Annotated in this window: 23 protein-coding genes and 1 pseudogene; 18 read left to right on the forward strand and 6 right to left on the reverse strand. The window is 45.6% G+C overall.

Translation table 11 applies throughout. The features are described 5' to 3' along the window. The first annotated feature begins 82 nt into the window (after positions 1–82). The 10 genes from MHH57_RS04780 (at position 83) to MHH57_RS04825 (ending at position 9,248) form a co-directional block, all read left to right on the forward strand. Entirely contained in the window at positions 83–1,270 is a 1,188-nt protein-coding gene (locus MHH57_RS04780; RefSeq protein WP_029517564.1) for an HpcH/HpaI aldolase/citrate lyase family protein, read from the forward strand. Positions 1,271–1,322: 52 nt separating this feature from the next. After that, complete coding sequence (locus MHH57_RS04785) at positions 1,323–2,669, forward strand: phosphoribosyltransferase family protein (RefSeq protein WP_029517563.1); 1,347 nt, start codon at positions 1,323–1,325, stop codon at positions 2,667–2,669. Further along, a complete protein-coding gene (locus MHH57_RS04790) occupies positions 2,666–3,817 on the forward strand; it encodes a cysteine protease StiP family protein (RefSeq protein WP_342434879.1) in 1,152 nt (383 codons plus the stop codon). The genes MHH57_RS04785 and MHH57_RS04790 overlap by 4 nt, the downstream gene beginning before the upstream one ends. Beyond that, positions 3,814–4,650, forward strand: a complete 837-nt coding sequence (locus tag MHH57_RS04795) for an HAD family hydrolase (RefSeq protein ID WP_342434880.1) — start codon at positions 3,814–3,816, stop codon at positions 4,648–4,650. Before MHH57_RS04790 ends, MHH57_RS04795 begins: the two co-directional genes overlap by 4 nt. A 17-nt stretch (positions 4,651–4,667) precedes the next feature. Next, complete coding sequence (locus MHH57_RS04800) at positions 4,668–5,699, forward strand: ATP-grasp domain-containing protein (protein WP_069012937.1); 1,032 nt, start codon at positions 4,668–4,670, stop codon at positions 5,697–5,699. 58 nt (positions 5,700–5,757) lie between these two features. Next, positions 5,758–6,438: a hypothetical protein gene (locus MHH57_RS04805; RefSeq protein ID WP_039272509.1), complete on the forward strand. Its 681-nt coding sequence runs from the start codon at positions 5,758–5,760 to the stop codon at positions 6,436–6,438. A gap of 96 nt (positions 6,439–6,534) precedes the next feature. Then, complete coding sequence (locus tag MHH57_RS04810) at positions 6,535–7,635, forward strand: toxic anion resistance protein (protein WP_342434881.1); 1,101 nt, start codon at positions 6,535–6,537, stop codon at positions 7,633–7,635. A gap of 141 nt (positions 7,636–7,776) precedes the next feature. Beyond that, positions 7,777–7,902 (forward strand): hypothetical protein, encoded by a 126-nt coding sequence (locus tag MHH57_RS04815; protein ID WP_277884418.1) that lies wholly within the window; start codon positions 7,777–7,779, stop codon positions 7,900–7,902. 70 nt (positions 7,903–7,972) lie between these two features. Beyond that, positions 7,973–8,518: a hypothetical protein gene (locus tag MHH57_RS04820; protein ID WP_061831749.1), complete on the forward strand. Its 546-nt coding sequence runs from the start codon at positions 7,973–7,975 to the stop codon at positions 8,516–8,518. Positions 8,519–8,570: 52 nt separating this feature from the next. Further along, positions 8,571–9,248: a VWA domain-containing protein gene (locus MHH57_RS04825; protein ID WP_029517556.1), complete on the forward strand. Its 678-nt coding sequence runs from the start codon at positions 8,571–8,573 to the stop codon at positions 9,246–9,248. Positions 9,249–9,551: 303 nt separating this feature from the next. On the opposite strand, the gene MHH57_RS04830 is transcribed toward MHH57_RS04825, so the two are convergent. The 4 genes from MHH57_RS04830 to MHH57_RS04845 form a co-directional block, all read right to left on the reverse strand. Next, entirely contained in the window at positions 9,552–9,932 is a 381-nt protein-coding gene (locus MHH57_RS04830) for a DUF3899 domain-containing protein (protein WP_342434882.1), read from the reverse strand. Continuing rightward, positions 9,932–11,575, reverse strand: a complete 1,644-nt coding sequence (locus MHH57_RS04835; RefSeq protein ID WP_342434883.1) for a peptide ABC transporter substrate-binding protein — start codon at positions 11,573–11,575, stop codon at positions 9,932–9,934. Before MHH57_RS04835 ends, MHH57_RS04830 begins: the two co-directional genes overlap by 1 nt. 196 nt (positions 11,576–11,771) lie before the next feature. Then, positions 11,772–12,722, reverse strand: coding sequence for an ABC transporter permease (locus MHH57_RS04840; protein WP_023987209.1), 951 nt, complete (start codon positions 12,720–12,722; stop codon positions 11,772–11,774). Between the two features lies 1 nt (position 12,723). Next, positions 12,724–13,650, reverse strand: coding sequence for an ABC transporter permease (locus MHH57_RS04845; protein ID WP_165179391.1), 927 nt, complete (start codon positions 13,648–13,650; stop codon positions 12,724–12,726). 318 nt (positions 13,651–13,968) lie between these two features. Between MHH57_RS04845 and MHH57_RS04850 the strand changes: the two genes are divergently transcribed. The 5 genes from MHH57_RS04850 to MHH57_RS04870 all read left to right on the forward strand — a co-directional run bounded on the left by MHH57_RS04850 (position 13,969) and on the right by MHH57_RS04870 (position 17,692). Next, positions 13,969–14,736 (forward strand): amino acid ABC transporter substrate-binding protein, encoded by a 768-nt coding sequence (locus MHH57_RS04850; protein WP_342434884.1) that lies wholly within the window; start codon positions 13,969–13,971, stop codon positions 14,734–14,736. Positions 14,737–14,776: 40 nt separating this feature from the next. After that, a complete protein-coding gene (locus tag MHH57_RS04855; RefSeq protein ID WP_023987212.1) occupies positions 14,777–15,436 on the forward strand; it encodes an amino acid ABC transporter permease in 660 nt (219 codons plus the stop codon). A 15-nt stretch (positions 15,437–15,451) separates the two neighbouring features. Beyond that, positions 15,452–16,204 (forward strand): amino acid ABC transporter ATP-binding protein, encoded by a 753-nt coding sequence (locus tag MHH57_RS04860; RefSeq protein ID WP_023987213.1) that lies wholly within the window; start codon positions 15,452–15,454, stop codon positions 16,202–16,204. 270 nt (positions 16,205–16,474) lie between these two features. Further along, positions 16,475–17,080 (forward strand): VC0807 family protein, encoded by a 606-nt coding sequence (locus MHH57_RS04865; protein ID WP_342434885.1) that lies wholly within the window; start codon positions 16,475–16,477, stop codon positions 17,078–17,080. 6 nt (positions 17,081–17,086) lie between these two features. Next, positions 17,087–17,692: a TetR/AcrR family transcriptional regulator gene (locus MHH57_RS04870; RefSeq protein WP_069291221.1), complete on the forward strand. Its 606-nt coding sequence runs from the start codon at positions 17,087–17,089 to the stop codon at positions 17,690–17,692. A 167-nt stretch (positions 17,693–17,859) separates the two neighbouring features. On the opposite strand, the gene MHH57_RS04875 is transcribed toward MHH57_RS04870, so the two are convergent. After that, positions 17,860–18,147 carry a DUF6809 family protein gene (locus tag MHH57_RS04875; RefSeq protein ID WP_342434886.1) on the reverse strand — a complete coding sequence of 96 codons (288 nt, stop codon included), beginning with the start codon at positions 18,145–18,147 and terminating at the stop codon, positions 17,860–17,862. A 440-nt stretch (positions 18,148–18,587) separates the two neighbouring features. Between MHH57_RS04875 and MHH57_RS04880 the strand changes: the two genes are divergently transcribed. Continuing rightward, positions 18,588–19,226 (forward strand): glycoside hydrolase family 11 protein, encoded by a 639-nt coding sequence (locus MHH57_RS04880; protein ID WP_061831741.1) that lies wholly within the window; start codon positions 18,588–18,590, stop codon positions 19,224–19,226. A 318-nt stretch (positions 19,227–19,544) separates the two neighbouring features. After that, a pseudogene (locus MHH57_RS04885) lies at positions 19,545–19,943 on the forward strand (SUMF1/EgtB/PvdO family nonheme iron enzyme); the annotation flags it as partial. Positions 19,944–20,068: 125 nt separating this feature from the next. On the opposite strand, the gene MHH57_RS04890 reads toward MHH57_RS04885, so the two are convergent. Then, positions 20,069–21,421: an MATE family efflux transporter gene (locus MHH57_RS04890; RefSeq protein WP_342434887.1), complete on the reverse strand. Its 1,353-nt coding sequence runs from the start codon at positions 21,419–21,421 to the stop codon at positions 20,069–20,071. Positions 21,422–21,559: 138 nt separating this feature from the next. Between MHH57_RS04890 and MHH57_RS04895 the strand changes: the two genes are divergently transcribed. Beyond that, positions 21,560–22,246, forward strand: a complete 687-nt coding sequence (locus MHH57_RS04895) for a TetR/AcrR family transcriptional regulator (RefSeq protein WP_342434888.1) — start codon at positions 21,560–21,562, stop codon at positions 22,244–22,246. Positions 22,247–22,798: the final 552 nt, after the last annotated feature.

Raw genomic sequence — 22,798 nt, forward strand, 5'->3', positions numbered from 1 at the left:
GAGCAAGAGGAGGGGAAGAGCCCTGAAATATTTTAATGATTTAACCTCTGAGGAAGTAGAAGCGATCTTTTATACTCCACCGTTGGAGTTTCATAACCGTTCTCCCAAAAGTATATTGGCTTATGCGATAGGAGCGGCTTTGTACATGCCAGCGACCCGCTCGGAAGTAGCGGAAGAGATCAAAAATGGAAAACATGAAGGGTTAACAACGGTCATTTTGGATTTGGAGGATGCGATAGGGGATCAGCAGGTCGGGCAGGCGGAACAATCGCTGGCGCAGCAGCTGTTTCAACTATTGTCTTATGTACGGACGGGGATGATGAGTGAACAGCAATTACCTTTGTTATTTGTGCGTGTGCGCTCTGTGGAGCAGTTGGAACGACTACTGAACGGTTTGGGTGAATCTTTGTCACTGCTCACGGGCTTTGTCTTACCCAAGTTCTCTTCTGATAATGGACGAGCGTATTTTGCACTCATTGCAGAATATAACCGGAGTATGCATACAGGGGCAGGAAACGAAAACAACATGCCTGTGCTGTACGGGCTACCGATTCTTGAAAGCTCCAAAATCATTTATCGGGAAACCCGCTGGAAAGAGCTATTGTCGATTAAAGAAATCTTAGACGAGTACCAGGAATATGTGTTGAATGTACGCATTGGAGCAACCGATTTTTCCAGTCTGTATGGCTTGAGACGCAGCCCGGATATTACGATTTATGAAATTGCCGTCATTCGGGATTGCATCGCAGATATTATTAACTTGTTTGGACGCGTGGGCTCAAATTACGTCATTTCCGGTCCTGTATGGGAATATTTCTCTCACCGAGAACGTGTCTTTAAACCTCAATTAAGAGTATCTCCTTTCGAAGATGCACTTGGGAAGCCGGGCCGACACTTGCGGATGGACTTCATCTCAGATGCCGTAGACGGACTGATCCGAGAAGTCATGATGGACAAAGAGAATGGGATTATCGGCAAAACGATTATTCATCCCTCCCATATTAAGCCGGTACAGGCCATGTATGCGGTGACACATGAAGAGTATATGGATGCACTTGAAATTGTTGAGCGTAACGACGGTAGTCTGGGTGTATTCAAAAGTACCTATGCCAACAAAATGAATGAAATTAAGCCGCATTTGAATTGGGCTCATCGAATTATCAATAGATCAAAAGTATACGGGGTGTTACATGAACAACAACATTTTGTCAGTCTCTTACCCAACCACGAAAACACATCTGCTGCCAATCCTGGAGCAGTTCAGCGTTAAAATTACGGAGACTCATAATCCATTCCGTCTTCCTGTGGACAAGCTGTTTGCGATGGCGGCACGGGTCAATAAAAAGCGTTCATTTTTATTTGTCAGCAAGGTGCTGGGCAAGCATATTCCGGTAAACCCATACACCTCTCTGCTCAGTGGTGCGGCGCTGGCGATCCTGCTATATAAGGAGCTTGTCCCACAAGCGGGACAACAGATGGATGAACTGATTGGAGAGGCCGTGAGAGGACTACTTAACCCAGACTATGCGAAAGAGGCCTATCGAAAGCTGATGGATGAGCGTTTAGCTTTTGCTTTTACGGAGCCGATCAAGTTTGTTGGTTTTGCCGAGACGGCTACAGCACTGGGACACAGTATGTATCGGTTGTTTGACGACGGTACCTCGTATATTCATACGACACGCGAGGATATCCCGGGCCTTCGGCCTATTATTCGGTTTGAAGAAGAGCATTCGCACGCTGTTGATCATCGTTGCTATGCACTGGATGAAGGTGCTTTTGCGGGTGATGGCCCGATTGTGCTGGTAGATGATGAAATTACGACGGGGAAAACAACGCTTAATATCATACGGGATATTCAGGAGCATTTTCCGCGTAAACAGTATGTGATTGCTTCGTTATTGGATTGGCGGACAGACAGCGACGAGCAGGCTTTCGCTGATCTGGAGGTAGAGCTAGGCATTACGATTACGCCTTTAAGCTTGCTCAAAGGAAAGATTGAGGTACAGGGAGTACCAATACTGGATCACGCAGAATATGCTGGACAGGCTGGGAACCCAGAACATGCAGCCACTAGCATGGCAGAGGTTAATAAAGATGCTTCTGGAATAATTGACCACCGTTTTGAACAGGAGGCTTCCGGTTTTGAGCGGGTAGTACACAGCTCCATGTCAACGGACGGGTACACCAATACAGCTCCTTATCTAAAATATACAGGCCGTTTTGGTCTACAATCCATTGACAATTCAGCGTTGGATGCAGAAATCACGCGTACAGCCGAACGACTGAAGCAACTTCGTTCTGGGCAACGCACGCTGGTTATGGGCACGGGAGAATTCATGTACATTCCAATGCGGATTGCAGCAGAGTTAGGCCCGGATGTGTATTTTCAATCGACGACACGCAGCCCGGTATATCCCCACCGAGAAGAAGGGTATGGAGTCGCTTGTGGTGTGACATATCCATCGCCTGAGGACAGTACGATACGCAATTTTATTTATAATGTAGACCCTGGTCAGTATGACGAAATATTCGTTTTGATGGAAAGGGAGTCGGACCTAGAGCGGATGAACCCCATGCTGGAGGCTTTGAACCGTCTGGGCTGCGATAAAGTGCATGTCGTTTATTTTAACGGTTTAACTAGACAGGAGAGTAAAGGAGCGCGGATATGAAGCAAGCACTCATGGAGCAAATACAACAGAAGAACATTCATCCGCCCAAACCTCTAGGCAGTTATCCTGCCTCGGATGTCACATTTTTATTGAAGGATTTGAGTAGGGTTACGTTGGAAAAAGGGACGGAGGATCGTGAAGAGGCGATTCAGTCGGGCGTCCATTATTCAGAAATGCTGCCAGTGGAATATGAGCCTACAGCAGAGTATATTGCATTGTTTCACGAAACGCTTGCCCAATCTGCCCAAAAGGTTGCATTAGCGGCAGCTTCTGTAGCTGAGATGATTGTGAGAAAAAGAGGCCTGAACACGGCGATTGTTTCTCTCGCTAGAGCAGGGACGCCCATTGGTATCCTGATCAAGCGTTATATTGACTGGAAGTATAGCGTATCCTTGCCGCATTACAGCATTTCTATTATTCGTGGCAAAGGCATTGACCGGAATGCGATTTTATACATTTTGCAGCAGCATGGGCTGGGGATTGAACTTCAGTTTGTCGATGGCTGGACGGGGAAAGGGGCGATTCGTCAGGTATTGATTGAGGCCTGTCGTGAGATGAATGCGGATTACGGGTTGCGTCTAAACGATGATCTGGCGGTTTTGGCCGATCCGGGCAGATGTTCGGAGACCTTCGGTACACGAGAAGATTATTTGATCCCAAGTGCTTGTCTGAATTCGACTGTATCAGGTTTGATGAGTCGGACGGTATTACGCGACGATCTCATAGGCCCTGACGATTTCCATGGGGCCAAATTTTATGAATCCTGGCGGTTAGTGGATCAGTCCAATACGTTTGTGGATACGGTATCCGGTTATTTTCAAGACGTGGCTGAAGCGGCCGTTGCATATGCTGAACAAATGACATTGAATCCGGCTGCGGTGACATGGCAGGGCTTACGGGATATTGAGGCGATTCAGCAGGCATTTGGTATTCGGGATATCAATCTGGTCAAGCCCGGAGTGGGGGAGACGACTCGTGTACTGCTGCGTAGAGTGCCGTGGAAAATTCTGATTGATCGCGAAGATAATCCGAATCTCCAGCATATTATGCTGCTGGCAAAGGATCGTGGAGTGCCTGTAGAGGTATTTGAAGGATTGACTTATTCCTGCTGCGGAATTATCAAGCCGCTCAAGGGGGGACAAGAATGATCTACGCAAGTGATCTGGATCAGACACTGATTTACTCTAAACGTTCGCTTGGCGTACCGCTGGAGTCCACTGGTCTGTTGCCTGCGGAACAGATAGACGGGGCGACATCGGCTTTTATTTCTGAACAAGCCCTGCAATGGCTAAAGACACTGCCTGAAGATGTGATGTTTATGCCTGTGACGACTCGGACGATAGAACAGTATAGACGAATCACGGTGTTTCAGACGGAGTTGGTTCCCGCATATGCCGTGACGAGTAATGGCGGAAACATCATTGTGGGAGGCGAGGTGGATCGAGAGTGGAATCGGCGTATTCATGAACAAGTGCGCCGTGATGGTGCTCACGCGGAAGAAGCACGTCAGGTGTTCGGGCAGGTGCTGCATGAAGACTGGGTGGTAAACGAACGCTTTTGCGACGAGTTATTCTATGCTTTCATGATTGAACGGGATCGTATGCCACTGGAACAGGTGCTGGAGAAGGCGCGAATCATGCATGAAATGGGCTGGGAGGTATCCATTCAAGGTCGTAAGGTGTATTTGGTACCTGCGGCCGTGAATAAACAAGCAGCCGTGGAGCACATCCGCAATCTCACGAATGGAGGGGCAGTGGTTGCGTCCGGTGACTCTTTGCTAGACCGTTGTCTGCTGGACTATGCCGATTATGCGATTGCTCCGCGTCATGGTGAATTGTATCGGGAACAGTTACGGGATAAGCTGGAGGTCAATTACCGTTTTACAGAAGTGTCGGGGGTTTATGCAGCGGACGAAATCATGGCGTATGTTCATGCAATACACCGGAGTGTATTCGCAGCTCAAACTTCATTTTCAGAATAGATAGGGGACGTGGCTCTGTGAAGAAGGTTAAAGTGTATTTTAACCGCTGGTTTTCAGTGGCGTATCATTATATGAATGCTATTCGTAACAATGAGGACGGTATTCCGTTCGAGATCTATGCGACGCACTCTGATCCGCAGCATATGGCGTTACAGGCCAGTGATGTAGCTGAAGTAGAGCCTCGCACCAGTGGTGTGGAGTACGCACGGTTTTGCGCTGATTTTTGCAGGCGGCACGGAATTGATGTCTTTATCCCACGGTGGAATATGCTCGATATTAGCAAGCATCTTTATTTGTTCGATGATATTGGGACAAAAGTGATGGTATGCCAAGATACCGAACTGCTGGAGCAACTGATGGAAAAGGATCTGTTTTATGAATCCATCCGTCAAAAGGACATTGTCACGATTCCCGATTATGCCATTGCCAGCAATGCTGAGCAGTTTAAACAGGCTTATGAGTCGTTAATAGCACTTGGGCATAAGGTATGCTTCAAGCCATGTAATGCGGAAGGCGGAATGGGCTTTCGTATCATCGACAATGAACGTAATCCGCTGGAGGAACTGTTCGGCCATGCGCTGAATCATATTTCATTCGAGGAAGCACACCGCGTATTGTCATCCACAGAATCATTTCCCAATCTGATGGTGATGGAGTTGCTGGAGGGATACGAATACAGTATTGACTGCCTGGCTGACCGGAACGGAAAGCTGCTAGCAGCAGTTCCGCGTAGGAAGGCAGGAGGACGATTACGGCTGCTGGAGCAGCATCCCGAGCTGTTGGAGGTGGCACAGAAGGTCGCTGAGGCGTATCATATTCCGTACAATTATAACATTCAGGTAAAATATAACGGCGAGCATGCCAAGCTGCTAGAGATCAATCCGCGGATGTCCGGAGGACTTCATGTATCATGTTTGTCAGGTATCAACTTTCCTTATCTAGCGGTGAAATCGGCTTTGGGTCATGAGATCGGTTCACTTCATCCGCAATACGACATTTTAGCCAGTCATATCGAGCAGCCAATCACCATACGTAAATCCGTACATTGACACACACAAATATTGTTTTCTACAATATGGTAAGGGTTTACGTCAGGAGGTACAAGCTATGACGTCAAAAATGTGGGGTGCCACGATTGCTGTGGTTAGCTACCTGATTGCGCTTTTACTAAGTTTTTGGTTGCCACTGTTTGTGTGTTTGGCGATTCCGATCCTTGGTTTGGGAGGATACAGCGCCATCATGGCTGTTCGCCATCCTCGCCCCAATCTGACCGGTTCCGTGATTCCGGTGGTGCAGGAGCAGGTCGGTGAGACACAGCAGCATGAAAAGGAAGCTGCCGTTCGACCGCAGTCTATGACAGGACAAGTACGTCAACCAGATCAGGTGAGCAGTGAATTTGCTCAGGTGATGGAGTATTTGGAGGTACTGGAGGATATGGTGATCTCCGAGGGACAGAAGGATGCGCTTGATAACGAGATTGTCGAGAAGGCGCTGGCTCTATTTGCACGTTTGCAGCGGGTCATTCCGCTTTTGCATGAACTGAACAACAGCGAAGTGAATCATACGGTTCGGAGATTGATTTTGAAGGATTTGAATGGGCTAATTAATCCGTTTCTTCGGCTCAGCGGCGATGCGAAGCGGACCAACCGGAGGACGTTGTTAAACGGATTACGGGATGTGGATAGTAAAATATCAGTAATTGTATCCACGGTGGAGCATAAGGATCTGATGGAATTACAGAGCAAAGCGGAGCTTATTCACCAGCGTTATAGCAGTTCCGAATTGTAGGCGATTTGTAAGAAAATAAAAAAGTAGCAAATTAGCTGCTCTGAAAAACAACGATTATACTTGGGAACAGTTGTTTTTTAGAATAGGAGGTAGCGTATGGCGACCCCATGGGCTGAGTTGAAAAAAGAAGATGAACAGAAGGTGACTGAGGAGGCTTCACAGCTGATTCAGAAGGTATCACAAAGCGATGTCATGAGCTTGGATACCTTAATGGATGATATCGGTAAGTTGGGGGTTAAAACGCAGGAACGTGCGGGGCAGACCCTTAAAATGCTGGATCGTCCGGTAAACGACCTCATGTCCGGTGATCGGGCTGAGGTATCCAATATGATCTTAAAGCTGCGTGATGAATGTGAAACGCTCCAGCAGAGCAAAAATGTGAGTTTTTTTGGCAAGCTTCTGCGTAAAAGCCCGTTAAAAAACTACATTTACAAGTATCAGTCGGTGAAGACGAACATCGAGAAAATCATTACTGCCTTGAGAGATGGTAAGGATAATCTGGAAGAAAACATCGTCAGCATGAGACAGTTGAAGAAAGCCTCCATTGAAGAAATCTACAATTTACAGACGAAGATCGCCTTTGGTAATCGCCTGAAAGAACTGTTTGAGACCGAGATTGCCAAGCCGGAAAATGAAAACCGCAAGCCTCATCTGGAGCGGGGATTGCGCAAGGTGGTTACTCGTACGCAGTCTATGACCGAAATGATTTTGTTATACAATCAGGCGATTGCGGCAACGGATATTATTAATGATAACAATGATAAACTGATTGATTCTGTAAATAATGCGATTGATAAAACATCGAATCTGATCACTCTATCGGCTATGATCGCGATGGCGCTGGCGGATCAGGACAAAATCATTTCAGCCGTCGATGCGACCAACCGTACCATTGAAGATCAATTCAAGGAAAATGCGAAGCTTCTCAAAACGACGACCGAGAGAACGACAGATCTGCTTAGCAAGCCTTCTATGTCACTGGAGGCTGTGAATCAGGCGATTGGTGATTTGGTATCTGCTTTGGATCTGTCTGAAAAATCAAACCGTCGGATTATTGAAAGCTGCCATGATTATACAAGTAAAATGACAGCAATCAATGCCAACCTTAGCCAACGTTTGGGGATCGAAGGGAAAGAACCTTCCAAACCGCTGAAGGATAGTAATTCTTCTGAGGGTCTTAGCTCGTTTTTGAACTGATGACAATGTAGAATAATAGACCAATCTATGAAAAAGACGCCGGGATGACTCCGAAGGGCGTCTTTTTTTGGTTTGCCAGCAGCTAATAAAGGACATGATGAACATACATAGCATTCTCGTGCATAAACTCTTAAAAAGCGAATGACAAAAGGAGAGAGCGAGCGTATGATGTCTTTTATTTTGGGCTGTGTCATTGTCTATTTACTTGTGGCTGCCAGTAGCGAAAAAGCAGATTCAATTGTGGAGTTAAATGATTCTGTGAAATAAAATTTTTTATTGAAAATCATGCATTTTCTGATAGGATAGAGTTAAATATTGGAATCCAAAAGGAGAATGCATGCTGGAATTTTCATTTGAAATCATCGACGAATCGAAAATTAACATTGTATATCAGTATGGAAGCAGCAGCTTCAATTTTAATTTATTTTTTAACTACGGTGTGTGGACGCTGCATCCTTTTGACGGGATTCTACTGCAGAACAAGGAAATGTGCCGTCTGATCGTTACGGATCTGTTTAAGAACAAAGATTTTCATGTCATGCTGGCACGCGAAAATATTTTATTATCAACCCTGCGTACCTCTATTGATCTCAATCCCGAAACTCGGGGAGATCGATATCAGGAACAGGAATTTGATGAACTGTCTGATTTTGCCGAGACACACAGCTTTGAAGAGGTACTGCAAATCGAGCAGGATTCCGTCCGCGAGCGTATAGATTTCTTCCAAAACATTATTCAAAAGATGTATATGGAGGGATTCGGCCCGGAAGACAATGATTTTAACAAGGTACAAGCTATTCTTCGCATTTATAAGGCTGCACATGACCAACTCGGAGAATTAAGCGACTTTCCCCTGAGAGGCGACGAACGACGCAGATGGTAGAGTAGACGTACTAGACGTACAAACGCAAACATCATAGAGGAGCGTGGGGAACATGAGCAGTATTTCTTTACTTAAAAAGAATGCGCAACTGGTACTGACTAAAAAGAATCTAACGAATGTGACTGCGAGAGTTGGATTGGTGCTCGATATTTCAGGATCTATGAGAAGTTTGTACAAAAATGGTACCGTTCAAAAGGTGTTGGAACGAATTGTTGCAGTAGCGAGTGCTTTGGATGATGATGGTGTACTGGACGTATGGGTGTATGATCACCGTTTTTCACGGTTACCTTCCGTTACCGAAAATGATGTTGACAACTATGTTGAAAGACATATTCTGTCCAATGATTATTTGCCCAAGTTCGGTCGTAATGATGAGCCGCCTGTGATGCGCGATGTCATCGCCAAATACACCAAGGAAGAACCCTCTTCTGATCCGGCCTTTGTTATTTTTATTAATGATGGCGGTGTGAAGCGTGGAAAAGGAGACAACATCGACAACGCGGTCATTGATTCGTCAGGAGAGCCGATTTTCTGGCAATTTATAGGTGTGGGTGAGTCCGATTTTGGTGTATTAAAGAAGCTCGACAACATACAAGGCCGTGTGGTAGATAACGCTAATTTTTTTCAAATACAAGATATCGAATCTATGGAAGATAATGAATTGTACGAACTATTGCTTAACGAGTTCCCGTCATGGCTGCAAGAAGCGAAGGAAAAGCATATTTATTAAGGATACTAAGTGTTGTAATATGCGATCCTACAAAGCTTCATATAAAAAATACAAAAAGAGAGAGTTCCGCTAGCAATGCGAAACTCTCTCTTTCTTTACACACCTCTAAAACGTATAGAAGCTCTACGGCGGTTGCCAGTGGAGCGGGCAGAATTGTTCTGAAGAAGCGAAGCGTTCGCCTTTATCCCCGGATTTTACCCTTACAGGTTCTATTCAATAGAAATCCGGGGATAACAGCGATCGGAAGAACAATCTGCACGCGCAGCGCCCACCAACCGACCAAAGGCTTCTAATCGTTTTAACCTAACTCATCCCCATTAATATCATCGAGCAAAGGATAAGCCCTGCTCCGCACCCCGAAGTATATACCTTGAGGTGGCGGAACATGGATGTTTTCCAGGCTGACAAAGATTCATCGGAACGCAAACGCTCATTTTCCTCTCGTAATGCCTTGGATTGACGAATGAATAACTGTCCGATGTCGGCAAATCCCCGCAGGAAGAGGGTTAGAAAACCGCTTTGCAGAACGTGGAAGATTGCACCGATCACCAAGCCCAGCAACCCCAACAGGAATAACAGATTTGCAGTAGCCATGTTTTCACGACCATACAAGAGATGGGGGATGGCGTACAGAAATCCTAAAGTACCGACAATCAGGGCAGTGAGTCCGAAACGTAAAATCATTATTTTTCGACCCGCTTCGCAAAGCGCAGGTCTGGGTTCGAACGAGCATCAAATACGATACCTTGAATCTTAGGACTGATTAATGCCGTGTCCGCAGAGAACTGGATCGGAATAATCGGCAGATCTTCCATCAATACGTCTTCTGCCTGATGGAGCTGTTCAAAGCGTTTTGCCGGATCAAGCTCAAAGGTTGAGGATTCGATCAGTTTGTCATACTCCGGGTTGCTCCAGTTGGTAAAGTTGTTCGAGTTTTTGGAAGTATAATGCCCCAATACGCCGAGCGGATCCAGGAAGTTTCCTTCCCAGCCCATACGGGCGATCTGGAAGTTCTTCTGTTTAAAGGTATCAATGTACGTTTTCCATTCCTGATTCTCCAGCGTCACTTCAACACCCAGGTTTGTTTTCAGCATTTCCTGAATCGCTTCAGCTACTTTTTTATGCTTGTCCGAAGTGTTGTATTTGAAGGTGACTGGTGGCAGCTTGGTCAAACCTTCTTCTTTCAGACCTTCGGCCAGCAATTGTTTCGCTTTTGCAGCGTCAAACTCATAGTATTTTTTCGGTGCTTCATCACGGAAGTCCTTGCCGGATGGCGTTGTTGTTCCGTATGGAACATAACCGTAAGCCGGAGTTTCGCCACCTTTGGTTACGCTGGTAGCCAGTGCTTCGCGGTTAATCGCGTAGGCAATGGCCTGTCTGATTTTTTTATTGTCAAACGGCTTTTGTTTTACGTTAAAAGAATAGGTGTACACACTAAAAGACGGATGCGACAGGAATTCCTTGTTGCTCTTTTCCTGATCCAGTGTATCCACGGGAAGGCTCAAAATCAGATCCAGATCGCCCGTTTTGTACATTTGATAATACGTTGTGGAGTCTTGCACCATTTTAAAATTAATCGTTGCCATCGTAATGGCATCTTTGTTCCAGAATTGATCGTTTTTCGTCAGCGTAATTTGTTCGTTATGTTTCCATTCCTTGGCTACATACGCACCGTTGCCGACAATTGTGCCTGCTTCTGCTGCCCATTTGTCATTTTTCTCAACAACCGATTGGTTTACTGGCAGATAAGCATGACCCACGGCGATCGTGGGGAAGAAGCTTAGCGGTGATTTCAGCTCAACAACAAGAGTTTTATCATCTTTGGCTGTAACACCCACGTTTTCAATTTTACCTTTGCCTGTGTTGTACGCTTCGGCACCTTTGATGTAGTAGAGGGCAGAAGGATCGTAGGCAGCTGTTTTTGGATTTAGTACCCGTTTCCAGGAGTATTCAAAATCCTTAGCTGTCAGTGGGTCACCATTCGACCATTTTGCACCGTCACGGATAGTAAAAGTGTAGGTTTTGCCGTCAGGAGATACGTCTACTTTGCTGGCAGCACCTTCTACGATTTTACCAGCCTTATCGTATGTATACAGCCCTTCATACAAGTTATCAATTACAAAATAGGACGTTGTATCTGATGCGAAAGCAGGGTCTAGCGTATAAGGTTCTCCACCTGCCAGATTGGCAGTAATTTCTTGCGGGACATCTGCTTGAGGAGCAGCGGACGGGTCGTTGCTTGCTGTTTTGTCCGCAGTGCCAGAGCATCCAGCCAAAGCCGTTACGGCCAAAAGTAAGATGATCGTCATCCAATGCATTTTTTTCATCGTGGTTATCCTCCATTACTGTGATTAGTTATGCTAAAAATAAGGTACACCGTACCGGGATTTATTCATCCTCCTTTCCCGCAGGTATGCCGCGTGTGCGCACTTCGATAAAGGAACTGCCGTTTTTCCTGCGGTTAGGCGAGAAGCTGCGGATCATGGTGACACCCCTCCTTGTCCAATTTGGATCTCTCTGTTGTTAATGTTGTGAGCGCGGGTCAAGTGCATCCTGAAGCCCGTCTCCAAGTGTATTGAACGCCAGCATGGTGAGCGATATCATCAGTCCGGGGAAAAATAGGCGCCACCATTGACCGCTTAAAATAACGCCAAGTGAATCGTTAGCCATCGTCCCCCAGCTGGCCGAAGGAGACTGAATCCCCAGACCGAGAAAGCTCAGGAACGATTCGGCAAAAATAGCCGACGGAATAGTGAACGTCAAATTTACAATAATGATTGCCGCTGCGTTCGGTAGCAAATGTCTGAAGATAATACGTGAATGAGATGTCCCCAAGCTGCGGGCTGCTAACACATATTCTTGCTGCTTCAGCTGTAAGATTTGCCCACGCACTACACGGGCCATACCGACCCAGCCAGTAATAGATAATGCAATAATCATCGTGAGTAGGCCTGGCTTCATAATGACGAGCAGCAGAATGATGACCAGCAGATAAGGAATACTATACAAAATTTCAATAATACGCATGAGAATGCTGTCGATCCGGTCGCCCGTTTTACCGTGCCCAGCACAATAGCCAGCAACACAGCCGACGAGAATGCCAAGCACCAAATCAATGGCGGCAGCGGCAAAGCCGATCATGAGTGAAATTCTAGCACCGGCCCATGTCCGTGCCCATACGTCCCTCCCCAGATCATCCGTGCCAAACCAGTGCTCTCCCGAAGGAGAAAGATTCGTCTTCAAAAGGGATTGATCACTGGGTGCATAAGGAACCATGGAAGGTCCAATAATCGCCAGCACAATAATAATAATAAGTAGAGAAAGCCCCAACAGAGCAAGCTTGTTGTTAAAAAGTCTGCGTAGCCGATCTCGCCAGGGTGATTCTTTGGGTCTGGTCAACGTAGGGGTGGGGATCTGGCTGCGGTCTACAAGACTAAACAGGCTGTCCTTTTCGACAGTAGGTGCTGCTTTCATGTTAATCTCCTTTGCTGTCTAATTTGATTCGCGGATCGACAAGGCGATAGGATATATCAATTAAAAATAAAGTAACGACCAGAATGGCACTGTAGAAAATGGTCGTCCCCATAATCACTGGATAATCCCGATTAAAGATACTATCTACGAAGTATTTACCGATGCCGGGAATCGCGAATATTTTTTCGACGACAAAGGTACCTGTAATGACGGAAGCGAATAGCGGTCCGATAAAGGAAAGCACCGGAATCAATGCATTACGTAATCCGTGACGAAGAACTACTGCCCAAGAGGACAACCCTTTTGCTTTGGCAGTGCGTATGTACTCCTCATGCATAACTTCCAGCATGCTTGTCCGCATAAAGCGGGCGATAACGGCAAGCGGTGAAACAGCGAGAGCCAGCGACGGGAGCACCGTATGCTGCCAGGTTCCCCATGAGGCGACCGGAAGCAGATGCCATTGGACGGCAACATACTTGATTAACAGCGGTGCCAATATGAAGCTGGGTACGGAAATACCAACAATCGCGATAAACATCGAGATATAATCCAGTGGTCGATTATGGTGTAGAGCAGCAAGTGTTCCGAGCGAAATACCGGCAATAATCGCGACCACGATGGATTGAATACCCAGCAATGCAGAAGGTGGAAAACCTCGGGCAATGAGCATATTGACGTCCGTCGTTTTCGATTGAATAGACGGGCCCATGTCCAGCACTAGCAGATTTTTGAGATACAACACATACTGCACAGCGAGCGGCTTGTCCAGATTGTACCTGGCACGCATGTTTTGCAATACCGCTTCCGGAATGGTTTTGGAATCGTTCGAGAACGGATCACCCGGAATGATGTGCATGATGATAAACGTTAAAGTGACGATAATCCACAACGTAATGAACATCGTAAAGAGACGTTTTAAAATGTACATGGGGCTTTATTTCTCCTGTCTATCAAGCTGATTTACATACTACGGCTGCTGAAATTTTAAAATAAATAAAAGTATATAAGAATACTAGGAAATGATAAGACGGTTTAGGTGACATGTCAAGGCAAGGTTTTACATTATAGAACACAGGTCAAATTTTCGTCACAGGTTTTCCATTTATATAAGGCTAAGATTCCGCTTATTCCTCTCGACGAGTATCCTGCGGTATGTTATGATGATACTCTGATAACGTGTTAACGAACTAAAGCGTTTGCCACCTGTTCTTGGATACGGGGGTCACCATTGTTGGAGGGGAATAAGATGAGAAAAGCAGCCATGTTTACGATGTTAATTGGATTGATGATGATCGTGTTGGCCGGATGTTCCGGCGGTAAGGATAACAGTAAATTGATTATTGGAATTGATGATAAATTCGCCCCGATGGGCTTTAGAGATGAAAATAACGAGCTGACCGGCTTTGATATTGATTATGCAAAAGCGGCCGGGGAACAAATGGGTAAACAGGTGGAATTTCAGCCGATTGACTGGTCTGCCAAAGAATCCGAGCTGAACAGCGGACGTATTGATCTCATTTGGAATGGATACACCATTACGGATGAGCGTAAGGAAAAAGTGCTGTTCACAAAGCCATATCTGAAAAACAGTCAGGTGATTGTCATTCCGGCTACTTCCAGTCTATCCAAGCTGGCTGATCTGACGGGCAAAACGGTCGGACTCCAGACGCTGTCTTCAGCAGCCGATGCATTGGATGCAAATCCGATCAAAAGTAAATTGAAGCAAGTGTCCGAGTTCCCGGATAATGTTCTGGCTTTGACGGACTTGAAAACCGGACGTCTGGATGCGGTTATCATTGATGAGGTCGTAGCCAAGTATTATATGTCGAAGGAACAAGGGACGTATAAGCTGCTTGATGAATCATTGGCCCCTGAGGAATACGGCATCGGTGTGAAAAAAGGAAATGAAGAGTTGTTGATGCAGCTGCAATCCGCTTTGGATGAGCTGCACAAGAACGGAAAAGCTGCTGAAATTTCGAAAAAGTGGTTTGGTGAAGATAAAGTATTAAATTAATACGTAGTGTATTGAACTAAGGGTTTAGGAGTCGAAGGTCATGAGTATGGAATATATTTTGCGAATTATGAAGCCTATGCTTGAAGGGGCACAGATGACGGTTATTTTATTTTTCATCACGCTCATCTTGTCTATTCCATTGGGTTTTATCGTTACGTTGCTGGCCAAAAGCCGGATTAAGCCAATCGCCTGGCTGATGCATACGTACATTTATGTTATACGCGGTACGCCGCTATTGCTGCAATTATTGTTCTTTTGTTTTGGTCTGCCGATGTTGCCTGTCATTGGGGAGTATCTGGTCTTGGACCGGACAACGGCTGCGGTACTGGCATTTGTACTGAATTATGCGGCTTATTTTGCAGAAATTTTTAGAGGCGGAATGTTGTCGATTGATAAAGGGCAATACGAGGCTTCGCAAGTGCTGGGCTTGAGCAAGTCGCAGACGCTGATTAGAGTCATTGTGCCGCAAATGGTACGGATCGCTTTGCCTGCGGTAACCAATGAAGCGACAACACTGGTAAAAGATACGGCACTACTGTATGCAGTAGCGGTACCGGAACTGCTACATTTTGCGAATACGGCTGTAAACCGTGATTTCTCGATTGTACCTTATGTTGTAGCGGCGGTTATTTATTTGTTGTTAGCTTTGGTGCTGACGCTATTCTTCAGGGCGCTGGAAAAACGTTTTAAATTCGAGTAAAAGGAATGTCGGGATATGAATACTAATGCAATAGAAGTAACCGATTTGAAAAAATCGTTCGGCAAGCTCGACGTTCTGAAAAGAGTGAGCTTTAACGTTAAAGCGGGCGAGGTTGTAGCCGTCATAGGTCCTTCAGGTTCAGGAAAAAGTACCATGCTCCGTAGTTTGGTACACCTGGAAGATGTGACGGGCGGGACGATCCGCATTCATGATAAAGCACTGGTGGAAAACGGTCAGTACGCTCCGGCAGGTGACATTAAAGGCATTACCACCGGTATGGGCATGGTGTTCCAGCATTTTAATCTGTTCCCTCACTTGACGGTGCAGGATAATCTGGAGCTGGCTCCGAAGCTGGTGAAGAAGGTGAGCAAGGCTGAGCTACGTCGCCAAAGCGCTGAGTTGCTGGCTAAAGTCGGATTAGCAGATAAAGCAGATGCGTATCCATCCCGACTGTCGGGAGGACAGAAGCAGCGCGTGGCGATTGCCCGGGCAATGATGATGAACCCTGATATTTTACTGTTTGATGAGCCGACCTCGGCCCTTGATCCCGAGCTGACGGGTGAGGTGCTGCGAGTTATCAAAAAGCTGGCTGAGGAACATATGACGATGGTCATCGTGACCCACGAGATGAACTTTGCGAGAGATGTGGCGGATCGTGTTATTTTTATGGATAATGGCGAAATTGCAGAATCCGGTACACCAGAGCAGATTTTTGGCAATCCTCAGCTGGAACGGACGAAGGTGTTTTTGAATCGGGTGGGGGATTAAAAATATAGTTGCTTGTTAGAGTGTGTGTCCGTGAGCAATATGTTTTTAAGCAGGAAGTATGAGGGAAGAATAAAAGCAAGGGAGATGGCAAACGCCATCTCCTTTTTGTAGTTATAGAGTATGCGAACTGTGTAGCCACATTTGGGCAATATGTAGATTGAGGTTCGTATACAGATTATTATTTTTAATCTTTACATACCTACCGAAGGTATGTAGAATGAAAAATACCTACCGAAGGTAGGTTTTGAATGATGAGAGGATGAGTCGACCATGAATAAAACTCGCAACGAAATCATCTTTACGCTAATCATCAATCTTGTATTGCCTTATTTGGCTTATCGTCTGCTAATTCCGTATACGAGCAGTGTGGTGGCTCTGTCTTTCGCTGCTCTTGTACCACTATGCGACTCACTCTACAATCTTATACGGACGCGCAAAGCAGATGTGTTCTCTGGCTTTATCTTTCTTGGTCTGATTCTGGGCGTGGTGGCCGTTCTCTTGGGCGGTGACGAACGCTTCATTTTGCTACGGGAGTCTTATGTAACCGGTATTATGGGGTTGGTGTTTCTAGGCTCGCTGCTCTTTGGTCGACCATTAATTTATTATTTTGCGGAAAGATTCACAGGTCATAATCCTCAGATAAACGATAAATGGGAGAAGCTTCCACGCTATCGCTTTAACTTCCGCCTGATAACGGCGGTGTGGGGACTCAGCCTGCTGCTGGAAGCCTTCATCAAAGTAGTGCTGGTATATTCGCTGTCCATACCGACCTTTCTGGTCGTATCGTCGTTCTTCACCTACGGGCTTATTGGTTTGACGATCTGGTGGAATATAGGTTTCATTAAACGAATAAAAAGACAGACAAACGGGAGGTAAAAGATTATGCAAGATAAAGCGATGAACGACAGTCTAAAAAAGCTGCTTGAGATTGCCGAAAAGATGATTATGGAGAAAGGCTGTCGGGCGACGACACTACAGGATATTGCGGATCGCAGCGGACTGACTAAAGGAGCCATTTACCATTATGTCAAAAGCAAAGATGAATTGTTCGGTATGATTCTGGAGGCGGGAATGGAGAAAACCAATCAGCGCTTTTTTGAATCTGTCGCCCGGACTCCCGCAGGACCAGAAGGAATCAAATCCCCGCTTAACACCTTAACTGAACGGCTTCGTAACATCGGTAGTGGGGACAGCGCTGCCAGCCTGATTTTTATTTATCTACTCAGCCAACAGGATAAGCCCGCCGTGGCTGGCATTCTGAAACGTTATCATGAAGCATCTATCCTCACTGCCAAAACGTGGATCGAAGTCGGACAGCAGAATGGAGCTATCCCTGTTTCAATCGATGCGGACAGGACAGCTCGGATGTTCACCGTGTTCAAGAACGGACTGCAAGTTCAGCATAACATAGTGACCGATGGCGATAAAATCAACGAACTGGAAATTTACGAGTTCTTGATGAATGCGCTGGGCGCAGGAAGAGGCTAGGCAGCCCCTCCATTCGTCTGAAATTCTCTTAAAGTATTCCATTCGTTCAGCTATCCCTAGATTTTACCTTTAAGTTTATATTCTACTGAGGAGAAATCTAGGGATAACAGCGATCGGAAGAACAATCTGCATGCGTAGCGGGCTCACCACCATAACTCCTCCATCATCTATCTATTACGATCAACAATTTCTTTGTCCTCGCTAAATACTTCAATCATCGTTAATGCCCCCGCCCGGTACCCGTGAATGAATGCTGCTGCGGAGTGCAGGGAAGTTGACTCGCTTAATAAATCGAACATGACTTCAATTGACTCAAACTCGACTGCTGGTAATTTACTTTTCAACATCTCCATGAGATCACTAATTTTTTGATTCACTTTTTGAGATTCAGGGTCGGTTGAATGTATCTGTTCACTGGGACGCCATTTTCCATAGTACATATCCTCCAAAATCATTTTTATCATACCTCCTTATGAAAAGTTAAGTGTTTGTCCTCACGTGAATCGGTGATTCATTTATGCGCTGCTAATCACCCAAGCACATTTTACAGCATGCGATGGATGTATATTGATATTTATGCGTTATTTGCATAAAGTTTTTTTAGTATATAAGTTGAGTTGAAAATGTACCTGAGGCGCCACTACGCGTTTGAGTGGTGCTTTCCCTCGCTGTAATACTGGAATTATTCTATAAAATTCAAAGAGAGCTAAACATAATAGAGTTAAAGCTTTAATTTGCTAGGTTTATATGCAAACGCTATTATTCTATAATTTCACTCAGAAAGGAGGTTAAAGTAAAAAAATACGGAATATGGAACGTATAGGTGATATACTGCAAAGAGAATCAACCAACAAGCAAGTGTATGGGACAAACACAAAATTTTAGGAGGTAGAGTATGTTTAATTTTAGTAAGAAAATGATGACGGTAGTTCTTGCAGCTTCCATGAGTTTTGGGTTATTTGCAACAACCTCAAGTGCAGCGACAGACTATTGGCAAAATTGGACCGATGGCGGTGGGACGGTCAATGCTGTTAATGGATCAGGCGGTAATTACAGCGTAACATGGAAGGATACCGGGAATTTTGTTGTCGGCAAAGGCTGGACTACTGGATCGCCAAACAGAACGATCAACTACAATGCCGGTGTCTGGGCGCCGTCCGGTAATGGATATTTGGCTCTCTACGGGTGGACGAGAAACTCACTCATCGAATATTACGTCGTTGATAGCTGGGGTACTTATCGACCTACCGGAACGTATAAAGGTACGGTGACCAGTGATGGGGGCACATATGATATCTACACAACAATGCGATACGACGCACCTTCCATTGAAGGCGAAAAAACGACGTTTATTCAGTACTGGAGTGTTCGACAGTCGAAGAGACCGACCGGGGGCAACTCCACAATCACTTTCAGCAACCACGTGAAAGCATGGGCGAGCAAAGGAATGAATCTGGGAAGTAACTGGTCTTACCAGGTGTTGGCGACAGAGGGGTATCAGAGTAGCGGGAGCTCTAACGTAACGGTGTGGTAACCACTCAACTGCAAGCTGTTCAACGAACAGGCGCGGTTGGGACTGTCTCACGGGATAAGCGGGTTTTGAGAGCTGTCTGATAGATAGGGTTTAAATGAATCGATCATGGAGGACTCACCGAGCCCTAAGTATTGTAGACAGGCCGATGACCGTTCCCCTCCAGTCTATCCGTCAGTGCGGATGCGTCGAAGGCCGTTTCCTGCAAGGCGAACGGCCTTCGACGCTGCTGGAGGCGAGTTGCAAGGCCATCACAGCCTACTATTTTTCCTATCAGCTTAAAGGAGATCTATCCATGAGAAAGCTATTAATGTTTATTTTAATAGCAACAATAAGAATGATAACGATAATATAAAATGGACAGTAACGATTAATGAGGGAGCTAACGGTTACCGATTGCCTACAGAAGTGGAGTGGGAATATGCTGCAGGCGGAGGTCAGGCGAGCAAGGGCTACACATACAGTGGAAGCAATAATGCCGACGAGGTCGCATGGTATTGGAAAAACGCCGGAGACAAATACTTATCTGGAGACTGGAACTGGCCTATCATAGAGAGCAACTATAATAAAACAAAATCGATCGGTACCCGGAAACCCAACGAGTTAGGAATTTACGATATGTCCGGCAACGTCAGCAACAACGAGATATCTTTCCGAGGTAAGTTCGATGCGAATGGCTTTGGTCCCGATCAAGGGTTTCGTATAGCTCGTAGAGAATAGTCGGAACAAGGCACAACAAATGAAGGTTAAACTAACGGGCAGTTTAGGTTAATACAGTTCTACCCCACCGAGAAGACAGGGTCGGGGAGTGTCCTTATCCTGCCTTCTTGCATGTTATATGTTTTCTACTGTACTAAATTATCCAAATCCGGCTGCAATTTGGTCCGCAGAACATACAGCATGATGGCACCAACAAGGAACGCGACGGCATCCGAAATGACAAGCGACCAGACCACCCCGTGGAATCCGTTCATTCGATTAGCAATATACAACACAGGAATCAGAGTAACTCCTTGAATAACTGACATAATAAACGCGGCGGTTCCTTGCGCTGTTGCTTGAAAGATACCGGTAAACAGCGAGGTCATTCCTGTAATGAACAAGGATAAGAACGTCACATGTAGAATGTAGCTACCCATTTCAATTAATTGCGGGTCACTCGTAAATAAACCAATTAAGTGGTCGGAAATCAGGTAGACGATAACACCAAACACGATTGCTAACGCCACAATAGCTTTGATTGTAAATCCAATGGTATGCTTCATGCGTAATTTATTCGCTGTAAAAGAGAAGGCAATCAACGGCACAACTCCCTCGCATAAGCCCATCAGAATAAACTCAGGAAATTGCAATAGGCGTGATGAAATTCCGTAAGCCGCTACGGCCTGATCCCCATAATCGACAAGAAAATGGTTAAAGATGAGCGACATTGCACCCAAGAAGATACTCATAACAAAGACGGGAACTCCGATTTTGAATACATTGCTCAGAATATCCGTGGTAGCCTTAAACCATTTAACGGAGACAGTTAAGAATTGGCTCTTATATCCCATATGGAAGGCGTAGAATGCACTCGCAACCAAGTTAGAGATGACCGTAGCAGACGCAACGCCGATCACGCCCCAATGGAAGACGAAGATGACTAGCGCGTCGAGAATAATATTCACGACAACACTGAGAATCATACCGATCATCGACGTGATTGCTGCACCCTCGGAGCGCACAATATTCTCCAGCGTGAAGAATAATACGACGAATGGTGAACCAATAAGCATAATCGTGACATAGTCCTTCGTGAATCCGAAGGAGTCAGGTGTTGCCCCGAGGCCATGAACGATTGGATCGATCAACGGGAGACCGACCGCCATCACGATAAGACCGAGAACTAAACTGCTGTAAAAGGCGAATGAAGACACATGCTTCACATCGTCATATTTTTTCTCTCCCAGCAAACGGGAGATGAATGTGCCACTACCCATGCCTATCAAGTTGCCTAGTGCCATAATGATCGCGAATAACGGCAAGGTTAGTGCGAGTGCGGTTAACATGGCAGTATTGCCCAGTGTACCAAGGAAATAGGCATTTAAGATGGAATAGATGACATTCATTGACGTACCTAGCATCATCGGTACAGCGAAGTGAGCTACGGCTTTTGCGACCGGTGCTTTTTCAAAGTAATGGAGGTTTTCTGCATCCATGCGAGTCACTACTTTCTTTATTTATTTTGTCCTTCAGTCTAACACTGTTAGGTTGTGCCTTACAGTGTTAGATGATATCATGAACCTATGAACCTGTAAAGCATAAACTTACACTGTTAGATAAAAGGGCGGATACCGATGAAAAAAAAGCAGCCTCAAATTTCGGAGGATAAGATTTTGGAAGCCTCGTGGGAGCTTCTTGGAGAGGAGGGTATCGAGAAATTCAGTATGAGACGATTGGCCGACCGGCTAGGGATTCAGGCTCCCTCTTTGTACTGGTACTTCAAGAGCAAGCAGAATCTCTATCAGCGCTTGGCCAACCAGGTATCGAAAATGATTCTGGAGGAGTTTCATTCCGAGGGGGACTGGAAGGAGCAGCTGACGGGGCTTGCGGTAACGATGCGGAGTGTGCTCTACCGGTACCCCTGCTCCACGCAGCTCATGATGATGACGCTGCCCCACGAACCGGACATCATCCGGTTCACCAACCGTATGCTGCTCTGCGTGGAGTTGACACCGCTTGAGCAAGAGCAGAAAATGCAAGTGGTTACTACGCTTGTGAACTATGTCTCCTACTTCGTCCTAGACGATTATCAGCATGAGCGTAATGTCTCCGCTATCCTCAAGGATCAGGGAGCACTTCCGGGTGAGGAGATGGTTCACCTTCTGAATTCCATGAGTGAGACAGAAGTGGGACTATTCCGGAGGATGTTCACGAACGGGCTGTTCGAGCTGATGGGGACCGACGAAGCGTTTGAGTTCGGATTGAAGCTGATTCTGTTGGGGGTTGGGCAGGTGATAAAGGAGCAGGAAAGTAGTATGTAAAAACCGCCCATCCGGTTATTGGATGGGCGGTTTCAATTAGGTTACGTTTACCCTAAATTGTTAGTACAAGAGTAAGATGCCCAAAAAGTCGTCGCAAGATATCTAACCGCTATTCATGAAAAGCATTTATCGGATGCAGTAGATCTGGTCAAAGATTCACGGTACCTTTAATGAAGAAAAACAAATTGGAAAGTATAAGCAGTACAGTAATAGAACTGATTTTGATAACTTGGTTATTAATTGGTGTAATTTACATGTAGTAATCAGCAGACCTAAATGATATATTATGTATCCGGCCGTAAGATAGGCTGTGATGTAATAGTTAGATGGACTTCAAAAATTCAAAGGATTACCTACGAGGTATTATTTACCAGTAGCATGAATCATCGAAGTATGATATATTATTATTCCGGGCGTTGATATGGCCGGAAATGATTGATCTTTGAAAACTGAACAACGAGTGAGTAAAACGATTTTGTTCGCAAAATCAAACAAGAGATATTTTATCTCGTCAGTTTCAAAATGAGCTTATCGCTCTTTCTATAAACCAGC

Origin of the sequence: Paenibacillus sp. FSL H7-0442 (assembly GCF_038593105.1) — a bacterium.
In the GTDB taxonomy this organism is placed as follows: Bacteria; Bacillota; Bacilli; order Paenibacillales; family Paenibacillaceae; genus Paenibacillus; species Paenibacillus polymyxa_D.